The sequence below is a fragment of the Methanobrevibacter sp. genome (assembly GCF_017432245.1).
Taxonomy (GTDB): domain Archaea; phylum Methanobacteriota; class Methanobacteria; order Methanobacteriales; family Methanobacteriaceae; genus Methanobrevibacter.
The window spans coordinates 1-12,141 of sequence record NZ_JAFRJO010000031.1; the positions used below are offsets into that span (position 1 = coordinate 1).

The 12,141-nt window shown below is 32.8% G+C and carries 12 protein-coding genes; 10 read left to right on the plus strand and 2 right to left on the minus strand.

Going from position 1 to position 12,141, the window contains the following annotated elements; all coding sequences use genetic code 11:
- Positions 1 to 95 precede the first annotated feature (95 nt).
- From IJI80_RS02675 to IJI80_RS02700, 6 genes are all read left to right on the plus strand, one after another.
- Positions 96 to 566, plus strand: a complete 471-nt coding sequence (locus tag IJI80_RS02675) for an FAD synthase (RefSeq protein WP_292787446.1) — start codon at positions 96 to 98, stop codon at positions 564 to 566.
- A gap of 93 nt (positions 567 to 659) precedes the next feature.
- Positions 660 to 1,676, plus strand: a complete 1,017-nt coding sequence (gene argC, locus IJI80_RS02680) for an N-acetyl-gamma-glutamyl-phosphate reductase (protein ID WP_292787447.1) — start codon at positions 660 to 662, stop codon at positions 1,674 to 1,676.
- Positions 1,677 to 1,777: 101 nt separating this feature from the next.
- Positions 1,778 to 2,266, plus strand: coding sequence for a flavodoxin (locus IJI80_RS02685; RefSeq protein WP_292787448.1), 489 nt, complete (start codon positions 1,778 to 1,780; stop codon positions 2,264 to 2,266).
- Between the two features lie 255 nt (positions 2,267 to 2,521).
- A complete protein-coding gene (locus IJI80_RS02690) occupies positions 2,522 to 3,655 on the plus strand; it encodes a protein translocase subunit SecF (RefSeq protein ID WP_365953699.1) in 1,134 nt (377 codons plus the stop codon).
- A 2-nt stretch (positions 3,656 to 3,657) separates the two neighbouring features.
- A complete protein-coding gene (locus IJI80_RS02695; protein ID WP_292787449.1) occupies positions 3,658 to 4,881 on the plus strand; it encodes a preprotein translocase subunit SecD in 1,224 nt (407 codons plus the stop codon).
- A 270-nt stretch (positions 4,882 to 5,151) separates the two neighbouring features.
- Complete coding sequence (locus tag IJI80_RS02700; RefSeq protein WP_292787450.1) at positions 5,152 to 6,396, plus strand: GMC family oxidoreductase; 1,245 nt, start codon at positions 5,152 to 5,154, stop codon at positions 6,394 to 6,396.
- 97 nt (positions 6,397 to 6,493) lie between these two features.
- On the opposite strand, the gene IJI80_RS02705 is transcribed toward IJI80_RS02700, so the two are convergent.
- Together IJI80_RS02705 and pyrI are read right to left on the minus strand one after the other, a co-directional pair.
- Positions 6,494 to 6,922, minus strand: coding sequence for an EamA family transporter (locus tag IJI80_RS02705; protein ID WP_292787451.1), 429 nt, complete (start codon positions 6,920 to 6,922; stop codon positions 6,494 to 6,496).
- Positions 6,923 to 6,982: 60 nt separating this feature from the next.
- Positions 6,983 to 7,441: an aspartate carbamoyltransferase regulatory subunit gene (gene pyrI / locus IJI80_RS02710; protein WP_292787452.1), complete on the minus strand. Its 459-nt coding sequence runs from the start codon at positions 7,439 to 7,441 to the stop codon at positions 6,983 to 6,985.
- A gap of 152 nt (positions 7,442 to 7,593) precedes the next feature.
- On the opposite strand from pyrI, the gene IJI80_RS02715 reads away from it, so the two are divergent.
- The 4 genes from IJI80_RS02715 to IJI80_RS02730 all read left to right on the plus strand — a co-directional run bounded on the left by IJI80_RS02715 (position 7,594) and on the right by IJI80_RS02730 (position 12,133).
- Positions 7,594 to 8,964, plus strand: coding sequence for a TldD/PmbA family protein (locus IJI80_RS02715; protein ID WP_292787453.1), 1,371 nt, complete (start codon positions 7,594 to 7,596; stop codon positions 8,962 to 8,964).
- A gap of 228 nt (positions 8,965 to 9,192) precedes the next feature.
- Positions 9,193 to 9,750, plus strand: coding sequence for a TIGR00296 family protein (locus tag IJI80_RS02720; RefSeq protein ID WP_292787455.1), 558 nt, complete (start codon positions 9,193 to 9,195; stop codon positions 9,748 to 9,750).
- A 202-nt stretch (positions 9,751 to 9,952) separates the two neighbouring features.
- Positions 9,953 to 11,005 (plus strand): NOG1 family protein, encoded by a 1,053-nt coding sequence (locus IJI80_RS02725; protein ID WP_292787456.1) that lies wholly within the window; start codon positions 9,953 to 9,955, stop codon positions 11,003 to 11,005.
- 483 nt (positions 11,006 to 11,488) lie between these two features.
- Positions 11,489 to 12,133: an Hsp20/alpha crystallin family protein gene (locus IJI80_RS02730; protein ID WP_292787458.1), complete on the plus strand. Its 645-nt coding sequence runs from the start codon at positions 11,489 to 11,491 to the stop codon at positions 12,131 to 12,133.
- The last annotated feature ends 8 nt before the right edge of the window (positions 12,134 to 12,141 follow it).

Sequence of the window (12,141 nt, forward strand, 5' to 3'; positions counted from 1 at the left end):
AACTAAATCTAAACATTAAAAAAACTAATTTAAAAATTAAAAAAAACTAAAAAAATTATAATTATATATTTTATTATTAGATGGAGAATTAAAATATGAAAGTAATGGCAACAGGAGCATTTGATTTATTACATCCGGGACATGGATTGTATCTTGAAAAAGCAAAGGAATTAGGTGGAGAGGATGCAGTCCTTGTAGTTGTAATAGCAAGAGATTCAACTGTTAAAAAGAAAAAGAGAATTCCTGTTATTGATGAAAACCAAAGATTAGAAATGATCAAATATCTTAAGCCCGTTGATGAAGCTTACATTGGTTATGATGGTGACATGTTCAAGATTGTAGAGGAAATTCAGCCGGACATAATAGCTATCGGTTCAGACCAAAATCATGACATTGCAAAGCTTCAGGAACAACTGGATAAACGAGGAATCAAAGCTGTAGCTAAAAGAGTTAAAGATTACAGAAAAGGAGAACTCGACAGTACCTGTAAAATCATCAATAGAATAAAGCATTCCGAATTGGAAGAAAAGAATTTGGACTGTACAAATGTTATTAATGATGATTAATCAATTTTATATAAATGATTAAGATTAAATAATAATTAAAATTAAAAAATTAAGAAATAATGATTAATGATTAACTTATAAAAAGGTGGAAAAATGGTAAGTGTAGCAATTGTAGGTGGAAGCGGATATACTGGAGGAGAATTGATCAGACTTCTTTCTGCTCATCCAGAAGTTGAAATAGTGGATATAACTTCAAGACAGTTTGAAGGAACTCCAGTTCATAAAGTTCACCCACATATTAGAGGAACTGATTTAGTATTTAGAAACAAAAAGCCAAGTGAATTGGATGCAGACATCATATTTACAGCAACTCCACATGGAGCTTCAATGAAAATCGTGCCTGATTTACTTGATACTGGAGCAAAAGTCATTGACTTAAGTGGAGATTACAGATTCAATGACATTGACGTTTATGAAAAATGGTATGGAATTGAGCATACTTCTGACTTGAAAGGGGTTTTCGGACTTCCTGAAATTCACAGAGAAGAAATCAAAAATGCAACCTTGCTTGCTAACCCTGGATGTTTTGTAACTGGTGCTATCTTGTCTGGATACCCATTGTCAAAGGCAAAACTTGCAGATAGAATGATTTTCGATTCCAAAACTGGAGTAAGCGGCGCTGGAGTAAACCCTGCTGCAACAACCCATTATCCAAACATTGGAGACAATGTAAATCCATATAAGGTAACCCAACATAGACATATGCCTGAGATTCAACAGGAACTTGGTGCATTTTCAGATGTCAAGGTTTCATTCACCCCTCATTTGGTGCCAGTAATCAGAGGAATACTTACCACTAACCATTGTTTCCTAGTTGATGGTGCAGATGTAACTAGTGAAGAGGTATTGGACATCTATAAGGAAACCTATAAAGGAGAACCATTCATTCAAATATTGGAAGATGGGGAAATTCCACGCTTAAGCAGTGTAAGAGGATCCAACTATGCTCAAATCGGTTGCTTTGAAATGGATGAAACCGGCAGATTGGTCATCATTTCAGCTATTGACAACTTAGTAAAAGGAGCATCTGGCCAAGCGGTTCACAACATGAACATCATGTGCGGATTTGATGAAAAAACCGGTTTGGACTTCTTTGGAATGCACCCATAATAATTAATAAAAACTTGAATAATAGTCTAAATTTAAATATTTGATATCATGCAAATATTTAAATAGATTATTTTTTAAAAAATAGTTCAAGGGGAAAAACTATGGAAAGGATAATTTTATACTATTCAGATGGAGGAAAAACAAAGGTAGTTGCAGAAACACTTGCAGTCAATTTAAGGTGTGATATCTGTCAAATCAAGGATATGAAAAAGCGTGATGGCATTAGAAATAGATTCACATCAACCATTGACGCATTTAGAGAAAGCAAAACAGAAATCTACCCTCCAACTCTTGATTTAGAAGAATATGATACAATTTACATAGGCACACCTACTTGGGCAAACAACCCTACTCCTGCAATCATTACATTGATTGACAGATGCAATTTACGTGGAAAAGACATTGTTTTGTTTACAACTACAAACACTTCTGATGGCGAATCCGCTTTAGAAAAAATGGAAATGAAAGTGAGAGCAAGAGGTGCAAGGGTAGTTCAGCAATTCAGCATAAAGACTAAAGATAAAAGTCTTGACAAGCTCCAAAAGGATACTGATAGATTATATATGACATTAGATTTAGCATTATACTAAATCTATTTTTTACTATTTTTTACTATTTTTAAATTTTTATCTGATTTGAAACCATTTTAATACTAATTATTTTTAACTATCCTATATCAATTTAATAATTTAAATCAAATATTAAAATGATTATTAAGCAAACTATTTAATACTATAAATTAGAAAATTATTAATGTATAATTTTAATGAATAAACAAATCATTAAATTAATTTTTATACCAAATTATTAATTCAAAAATTAAATATTTTAGGTGCAAAAGAAAAATGTTAGAGAAAATGATGGAGAACCACAAGATCTTAATTGCGATTCCAATTATTCTTGCACTTTTATCATTAGTTCTTATAGGTTTTAATGGCTTAGAACAAGGTGTTGACTTAAAAGGAGGTTCACAAGCGGAATTACAGCTATTAGGTTCCGTAACTCCAAGTGAATTGGAAGACACACTTGATGCCGAATTAAACACCAACAATATAAAAGTTACAAGTAATGGAAACAATAAGGTTACTGTGGAATTGGAAAACAATATCAATTCAAGTACATTTACAAATGCCATCAATGGAAAGGCCAAGGTAATCAGTTACAATGAGATTGGGCCTGTCTTAAGTGAAGAGGCAATGGGACAAATTTATGTAGCTATGATTTTTGCATTCCTCTTTATGGCAATTACCGTGTTTATTGTATTTAGAGAACCTGTCCCATCTGTTGCAATTATCCTAGCGGCTTTGTGTGATATACTCATAGCACTTGGAGGAATGTCAATATTCAAGATTCCATTGTCAATTGCATCTGTAGGTGCATTATTAATGCTTATTGGGTACAGTGTAGATACAGATATTCTTCTTACAACCAGACTTTTGAAAAGAAGAGAAGGAACTGTGGAAGAGCGTGCAAAAAATGCTATGTATACTGGTTTAACCATGTCCTTTGCGGCAATAGCTGCAATGGGAATCCTATTCGTGGTAACCAAGATCATTATGCCTGAAGCAACAACATTAAGTAATATTTCTGCAGTTTTAGTAATCGGATTGGTTGGGGATATTCTTTCCACTTGGTTAATGAACTTAGGAATCCTTAAGACTTACATCGATTGGAGACAATCTAAAAAACAAGAGAAATATAATGTAGGTTCATCTTCAAGCAAGAGCAAATCATCTAAATCTGAAGAAGAAAAATCCAAATTAAGCTTTAAAGATAAACTTAAGAGGAAAACTGAAGTTGAAGATGATGAAGTGATGACTAAAATCCAAGAGGAATTGGAAAAAATAGACCATATGGAAGAAGTTGAAGAAAATATTCCAAAATCTGAAAAACCTTCAAATAAAAAGTCCAATAAAAAACAAAAAAACAAAGGCAATAAACGTAAAGCTAAAAAGCAAAAAGGAAAAGGAGGCAAATAATTATGGCAAGTAATTTATCTAAATTCTTTAAAGATAGGCAAGTAATTATCCTCTTAATATTCCTATTGATCAGTATTGGAAGCATTGCATTCCTTGGTGTTGAACAAGGTCTTGACTTGAAAGGTGGATCTTCAATCCAATTGCAATTGGAACATCCTGTTAACGATACAACAATGAAAGTTGTAACCTCTGTTTTGGATAAAAGACTTAACCTTTATGGTGTAAGTGATGTAAAGGTAAGGTCCAGCGGAGACCAGATGGTTATAGTTGAAATGGCTGGAAAAACACCTGAAGAGGTGGAGCGGCTGATTGGAAATCCAGGTATTTTTGAAGCTAAAATAGATAACGTAACTGTCCTTACAGGTAGTGATGTTGCTTCAGTTGAAGCACCAGTTGTTGGAGACAGTGGAGAGTGGCATGTGCCATTTACATTGACAACAGAAGGAGCTAAAAACTTTGCAGAACTTGCTAAAGGAAAAGGTGGACATGAAGTAGTGATGTATCTGGATGGAAAGCAAATCGATGAGCATCCTCCGCAACTTTCTGGAGAATTGGCTGGTGGAGAACCTGTAGCTGAAGTTGAAGTAACAGGTAGTGCTGCAGATGTAGAAACTGCAAAAGAGGAATCCAATACAGTATTTACTGTTTTGAAAACTGGGTCCCTTCCTGTAAAAATCCACACTATCGGTTCAAATACAGTTTCACCTGAATTAGGTCAACAATTTGCACAAGGTGCTTTAATTGCAGGATTATTAGCAATACTCGGTATTGCATTGGTTGTATTCATAAGATACAGAAGAGCATTCTTGGCAATTCCGATTTTAATCACAACAATTTCTGAGATAATCATTATCTTAGGTATTGCTTCCATTATCCACTGGAACATAGACCTTGCAGCAATAGCTGGTTTAATCGCATCTGTAGGTACTGGGGTAGACGACCAGATCATCATTACAGATGAGGTATTGCACCACGATGATGAAAACACAAGACACAGAAGAACAAGAACTCAAATGAATGTTAAAAATGCATTGTTCATTATCTTCGCATCTGCAGGAACATTAATAGCTGCTATGTTGCCACTTGCATATGTTGGATTTGCAAGAGGAAGCAGTGGTATCGGTACCATCGCAGGTTTCGCATTCACTACAATCATAGGGGTTTTAATTGGTGTATTCATCACAAGACCTGCTTATGCTAAATTCATTGAGATCTTTGTATCTTAAACAAGATTTAAAATTAAAAAACAATTATTGAAAAGAATAATTTTTATTATTCTTTCTTTTTTTCTATTTTTCTATTTTCTAAAATCTAAAAATAAAATTATTTTGTATAAAAATATAACAATTGTTAAATATTTATATTATAAAGATAAATATTAAACTGAAGGGATAAGTAATTAATAATCTAAAAACAAAATATTATTAATTATAAAATTATTAAGAAATTAAAAAAATTATATAAAGAATTTATAAATCAAATAATGGAGACAAAGAATGGTAGTAGTTGTAGGAACTGGAGCCGGAGGAGCAATCATAGCTATGAAGCTTGCAAAGGCAAATATTCCAGTAACCATAATAGAAAGAGGACCATATATACATAGTAAAGATGCATATGGCACTTATGACATGAAATACTATGATAAAAGGTTTGAAAATGAAAACAGTTTAGACTTATTAAAGACCACTTGCGTTGGAGGATCTACAATAGTTGCTGCAGGAAATGGGGTAAGAGTTCTTGAAGATGAATTCAGAGAAGAACTCGGAATAGACCTTAGCAAGGAATATAAAACAATAGAAGAATTGACTGGCGTTCACCAAATGGATGATGACCATATTGGTGAAGGGACACAGAAATTCATAGATGCTGCTCGTGAATGTGGATTCGATGCAATCAGAATGCCAAAGTTCATTAGAGATGAAGACTGCAAGCCATGCGGCAAATGTTCATTCGGTTGTCCACGCGATGCAAAATGGAGTGGAAAAGACTTTGTAGACATTGCAATTGAAAATGGTGCAGAGCTAATAGAAAATGCTGAAGTAGAAAAAATATTAACTGAAGACAAAAAGGTAAGCGCTGTAGAATACATTCAAGATGGAGAAAGCAAAACCATAAAAACCGACTTGGTAATCCTTGCAGCAGGAGCAATTGATTCTGCAGTCATTTTGCAGAAAACTGGAATTGATGCAGGAAACAAATTGTTCTTTGACCCATTCGTATCTGTTGGAGGATACTTAAAAGACATTAATTACAACAGTGAAGTTCAAATGAATGGACTTGCTGTTGGAAAAGAATACATTTTAGCACCTCACTTCTCATCATTTATTGCCAAATACATCAAGGAATCCAATCCAGATGTTGAAGATAAGGATATCTTAAGCATTATGGTAAAGGTGCAGGATGATATGGTAGGTTCTGTTGACATTGATGGAAACGTTAAGAAATTCAATACAATCGATGATATCAGAAGACTTGCTCAAGGTGCAGCAGCTGCAGGATCAATTCTTGAAAAGGCAGGCGTTGATGCAACAACCATGACTTCAACAGTCTTTAGAGGAGCTCACCCTGGAGGAACAGCTGCAATCGGAGAAGTGGTTGACAAGAACTTAAAGACTCAAATCGATGGACTTTATGTTGGAGATGCAAGTGTTATACCAGTATCCCCTGGAAAGCCACCGATTCTATTGATTTTAGCATTAGCAGAAAGACTTGCTAATCATTTAATTAATGAAGTTATATAAAAATGAAATGCTAAAAATATTAATGATAAGGAAGTTATTTTTAACTTCTTAATTTACTTTTTTTAAAAATAGAATATGAATTAGTCTTAAATGATTTCTATGACAGGTTTATTAAAAATAGACCCGCAATACAAATAAAGATTCCTAAAACCTGTTTTAAGGTAATGTTTTCACCATACAATACTGCACCGACAATGAGTAAGGCAATAGCTAAGCAAATATTAGCTACAAGTGCCCCTGAACTGACTTTCCATCCTCCACGATACATGAAAATGTATCCAAGTTCCAATCCCACAATAGCTATTCCCAAAACAATGGAAGTCCAATTGACCTTAGACAATTCGACAATAGCGTTTTCAGGCTTTACCAAAAATAAAAAGACAACTCCAGTTAATATTGCTGCAGTTATGTAGGTTAACATCAAAGTGCCAAAGGCATTTACATTTGAGGGAGTGGATTTAGTGCAGATATTATAAAAAGTATTTGATAAAACGACAATCAATAGTGGCCAAATCATTTCCCACATAATTCCACTACCTTAAAAATATATAATGTTAAATAAAAAAATAGAAAAAGTTAAAACCCGTTAAAACTGTTTTGAAATCTCTTCTGCTTGAACTAACCTTTCACAATAATGACATCTGAGTGTGATGGGATCAGATTCAACCAAATAAAATTTGCTTTCAATAGGCTCATCAGTATTTGATATGCATTTTGAGTTAGTGCATTTTACAATGCCATTCAATTCTTCCACTAATTGCACTTTCTTTTTAGAAACAATTTCATAATCTCTAATAATGTTTATGGTAGCATTAGGAGCAATTAAGGAAATTTTATCTATTTCAGTATGTTCCACTTCCCTATTTTCAATTTTAACTATGTCCTTAAAACCTAATTTAGAAGGAACATTCATAGCAAGAGCAACATTAATCCCTTCCTTTGGAAGTCCCAATATCTTTAATACTTGAAGTGCCTTATTGGCTTGAATATGGTCAATCACAGTACCATTTTCAATAGGTTTAACTTTTAACTCATGTTTAGTCATGATTAATTATATCTTTTAAATTTTATTTATAATTTATTATAATATTATGCATTTATGAATAGTTATATTTATTAAAAACAATAAAATAATAATGATTAAACTTTATAAAAATTTTACAAAAAATTTATGGAATAATAAAAAGGAGTCTTAAAATGGAAGAGCATATAGACTTATTTAAAAAAATATTAACTAAAATTGATGATAAGGTTGATTATGCTGACATAAGAGCAGGAAACGGGAACAATACAAGCATAATCATGAAAGACAATCAAATACAGGAAATCAACACAGGCCTTTCCACTGTTGCAAGAATAAGAGTATTGAATAATGGAGCATGGGGATTTGCTTCCACAAACGACTTTTCAAAGTTAGAAGAAATAAGTGAAAAGGCAATCAAAATATCAAACTCACTCACCGGAGACATTGAACTTGCAGAATGTGAAATTGTAGAGGACAATGTAAAGACTGAGAGAAAAATTTCTCTAAGCGATGTGAGCATTGAAGATAAGAAGGAATTGATTCAGGAAGCAAACAAGGCAAGCAATGTTGGAAAGGTAGTTAGTACAACTGTCAGCTACTCAGATGGTGAAAGTCAAACCGCCTTTGTAAGCAGTGAAGGAAGTGAAATCCTTGTAGACAGTTCAAGAGTGGCACTTGCACTTAATGCTGTTGCCTCAAATGGAGAATTGATTCAATTCAATCATGGCAGTTTAGGTGGAGTGAAAGGGTTCGAAATATTGCAAGACGCAGACATTGAATCCTTTGGAAGAAAGATTGGGGAGAAAGCAACTGAACTATTGGATGCAAAACCAGCCCCATCAGGACGCTTTACAATTGTAGCAGACAATAACCTTACAGGAGTATTCATTCACGAAGCTGTAGGGCATGCTGTTGAGGCAGACCTTGTCCTTCAGGATGATTCCATATTGCATGACCAAATGAACAAGAAAATTGGAACTGACATTGTAAACATTTATGACGATTCAAGCTATAAGGATGGATTCGGTTATTACCCATATGATGTAGAGGGAGTCAAAACCAGAAAGAATCAAATCGTTAAAAATGGAGAGCTTGTATCATTCCTCACATCTAGAGAAAGTGCAGGCAAATTAGGAATCCCACTTACTGGAAATGCAAGGGCATCAATCAGTGACCAACCTATTGTAAGGATGAGTAACACTTTCCTTGAACCTGGTGACCTAAGTTTTGAAGAGCTTATCGAAGACATCGATGATGGAATTTACCTTAAGGGTTCAAGAGGTGGACAAGTTGATACTGGAAAAGGAATTTTCCAATTCAATGCAACTGAAGCATACAAGATTGAAAATGGTGAACTTAAAGATCACTTCCGTGATGTTTCATTATCTGGAAACATACTTGAAACACTAAAAGGTGTTGATGGAATAGGTTCTGACTTCAAGCTTAGTGTCGGTTACTGTGGTAAAGGTGGACAAACTGCACCAGTCGGTGATGGTGGACCACACACCAGAATTTTGAATGCTATGGTAGGTGGAAGTAGCTAAATCAAATAGCTATTGTTTATTCAAAATTAAATTAATTAATTCTTTATTAAATTTATTTACTATCAATTTAATTGAAGCAAGAATTAAAATAAACGATTTATGACAAATACTAAACGAATTGATAAAAAGATATGTAGATGAACTTATCTAAAAATGATATTTTAGATAAATTTTAAAAAAATATGCATTAAAATTTTAAAAATCTTGGAAAAACTTGAAGGTGAAAATATGTTAAGTGAAGAAGATGGAAAATATTTGTTAAGTGTAGCAAGAGATGCTATTGAAACATATGTCAAGGAAAATAGAAAAATTGACACACCTTCAGATTGTCCTGAATATATGCATGATGAACTTGGAGTTTTTGTCACATTGAACAAACACAATAATCTAAGGGGATGCATCGGTTACCCTGAACCTGTTTATCCATTGATTGATGCGGTCATTGATTCAGCAATTTCTGCAGCAATGAGAGATCCACGTTTTCCAAGTGTTGATGAAAGCGAATTGGATTCACTTGATTATGAGATAACCGTTTTAACCAAACCTCAAATCATTGAAGTTGAAAAACCAATAGATTATTTAGACAATATTATCATTGGAGAAGATGGATTGATTGTTGAACATGGATTCTATAGGGGATTGCTCTTGCCACAAGTTGCTCCAGAGCACAATATGGATAAGGAAGAATTCTTATCCCACACCTGCATGAAGGCAGGGCTTAGACCAGATGCATGGTTGGATAAAAATACAAAAGTATACAAATTCCAAGGGCAAATATTTAAATAAAGCTTTTTATAAAAGTATTAACTTAAACAATAGACCTATACTTTTAGAATTATAAAAGAATTATATTTATAAAATTACTAAAATTACTAAAATTACTAAAATTATTAAAATAACTAAAATTACTAAAATTACTAAAATTATTAAAATTACTAAAATTATTAAATTACTAAAATTAAATATTATGATTACATGGTGATAAAAAATGATGTTACCAACTATTCCAACTCCAGATGAATTATTAGATAAAGGTTTCAGAAGAGGTAAGAAGGCAGCTGATTTGAGAAGAGGAGAAAAGATGCCTAAACACTTAAAGGGCAAACGTATTGAAGAAACCCGAGTGATCACTGCTTGCCAAGTTATTAAAGATAGGCTTAAAATGATCTTGGACCGTACCCCTGAAATTGAAGAGTTACCTGAATTTTATCAAGATTATATCGACATCACTGTAGGTGTGGATGATTTCAAGCAAGCATTAGGTGCACTTAATTGGGCTTATGGTATCATTACCCAGCTTGAAAAGGAATATGGTGCAAAAATAAGAAAATCATCCTCCGAAAGGGCAACTGGCCTTAGAAAACAAGCTTATGGAAGAATCTCTTCAGTTGTGCATAAGATTGAAAAAGACCTTGATTTTCTCGACTTTGCAAAACAATCATTGAGAAACATGCCTACCGTTGACTTTGATGCAATAAGCATTGTAATTGCAGGTTTTCCAAATGTAGGCAAATCAACATTGCTTACCCATATTACTGATGCAGAGCCACAAGTGGCAAACTATCCATTTACAACAAAAGGTATTCAAATCGGACACTTTGAGAAAAAATGGCAGCATTACCAAATCATTGACACTCCAGGTTTATTGGATAGGCCAATTGGAGACATGAATGATATTGAATTGAATGCTATGGTAGCTCTTGAACACTTGGCAGACGCAATATTATTTATTTTTGATGGATCTGAAACCTGCGGATACCTTCTTGAAAACCAATACAATCTATTGGAAGAGATTCAAAATGTATTTGATGCACCTATCATCTACTTATTCAATAAGATGGATATTGCAGAGTATGATGGCATAAGACATGATTATGTACAAGAGTACATTGACAAATGTGAAAATCCATTGCTTATCTCAGCGGCAGAAGGGGAAGGTATCGAAGAAATTATCGATTTAATTATGAAAGTTGAAAAAAGAGAAAGAGTTGAAGAAGAAGAGGAATATGAAGACGATGAAAATTACTTTGATTTAACTTAAGTAATTTTTCATAACTCTTTTTTTAATTTTTTAACTAATTTCTATTTTAACTATTTCTTACTCTATTCTTACAATATTTTTACTATTTTAAAAAACCATATTCTAATTCAACTATTTTTATCAAAACTTTTAGTAACTTTTTATTACTAAAATAGAAAAGTTTATAAATGATGAATTACTAGTATACATTGTAAATAAAAAGTATACTAAAAAATTCTAAATTTTTAAAATCTCCAAAAAATTTGAGAAAAATCTTAAAAAAATTAGGAATTTTGTATACTAAATAAATAAAATGTATACAATTCATAGAAATATTTATAAGATATGAGTTATATAGTATACATTAGAAATAAATGTACACTAAGTTTTATAAAAAATTTTATAAAATTTATAGATCCTGTTTATAATTTATAAAAATTTTTATCTATAAAACATAGGTACAAATTTTATGAATTTTAAAAATAATGTAAAGGAGTTTTTACTATGCCTGAAGATGTAAAAGAAGACATTGAAGTAGAATTTGAAGAAGTTGAAGTAGAAACTGAAACTTCCAAATCTGATGAATTTAAAGAAAAAGCAGAAAAATTCAGAGAAGACTTCAGAACTAAAGCTGAAGCAAGAACTGAAGCTAACAAAGAAAAACTCGATGAAACCTTAAACAAAAGTAAAGACGTTGCAGGAAAAGTTGGTGAAAACCTTAGCAAAACTATCGACGACACCATCATTGCAATGAAAGCTCTTCAAAAGAATTTCGATACCAGATACCAAGGCTACAAAGATACCGTTGCAACCGGAAATATCAGCATTGACTTAGCAGAAAACAAAGATTTCTACTACTTACAAGCTTACTTAGCAGGTATTGAAAAAGAAGACATCTCCATTGAAGCAACTAACAACTCTGTAACCATTAAAGCATGCTTTGAAAACATCATGAAAAACATTGAAAGTACTGAAGAAGATCCAGCAACTTTAATTGTTTCCGGTATCAAAGTAGGTGAAGCAGACAGAACCGTTACTTTAACTGAAGACATTGTAAAAGAAGAAATTACTGCAAAACACAACAACGGAACCTTATTCGTAACAATCCCAAAAAGAATAGTTCCTAAAACTAAAATAGACATCGAATAAATTTATTT

Coding starts and splice junctions, on each gene's coding strand:
- IJI80_RS02675 (WP_292787446.1), top strand. CDS start 96: ATGAAAGTAATGGCAACAGGAGCATTTGATTTATTACATCCGGGACAT.
- argC (WP_292787447.1), top strand. CDS start 660: ATGGTAAGTGTAGCAATTGTAGGTGGAAGCGGATATACTGGAGGAGAA.
- IJI80_RS02685 (WP_292787448.1), top strand. CDS start 1,778: ATGGAAAGGATAATTTTATACTATTCAGATGGAGGAAAAACAAAGGTA.
- IJI80_RS02690 (WP_365953699.1), top strand. CDS start 2,522: ATGTTAGAGAAAATGATGGAGAACCACAAGATCTTAATTGCGATTCCA.
- IJI80_RS02695 (WP_292787449.1), top strand. CDS start 3,658: ATGGCAAGTAATTTATCTAAATTCTTTAAAGATAGGCAAGTAATTATC.
- IJI80_RS02700 (WP_292787450.1), top strand. CDS start 5,152: ATGGTAGTAGTTGTAGGAACTGGAGCCGGAGGAGCAATCATAGCTATG.
- IJI80_RS02705 (WP_292787451.1), bottom strand. CDS start 6,922: ATGTGGGAAATGATTTGGCCACTATTGATTGTCGTTTTATCAAATACT.
- pyrI (WP_292787452.1), bottom strand. CDS start 7,441: ATGACTAAACATGAGTTAAAAGTTAAACCTATTGAAAATGGTACTGTG.
- IJI80_RS02715 (WP_292787453.1), top strand. CDS start 7,594: ATGGAAGAGCATATAGACTTATTTAAAAAAATATTAACTAAAATTGAT.
- IJI80_RS02720 (WP_292787455.1), top strand. CDS start 9,193: ATGTTAAGTGAAGAAGATGGAAAATATTTGTTAAGTGTAGCAAGAGAT.
- IJI80_RS02725 (WP_292787456.1), top strand. CDS start 9,953: ATGATGTTACCAACTATTCCAACTCCAGATGAATTATTAGATAAAGGT.
- IJI80_RS02730 (WP_292787458.1), top strand. CDS start 11,489: ATGCCTGAAGATGTAAAAGAAGACATTGAAGTAGAATTTGAAGAAGTT.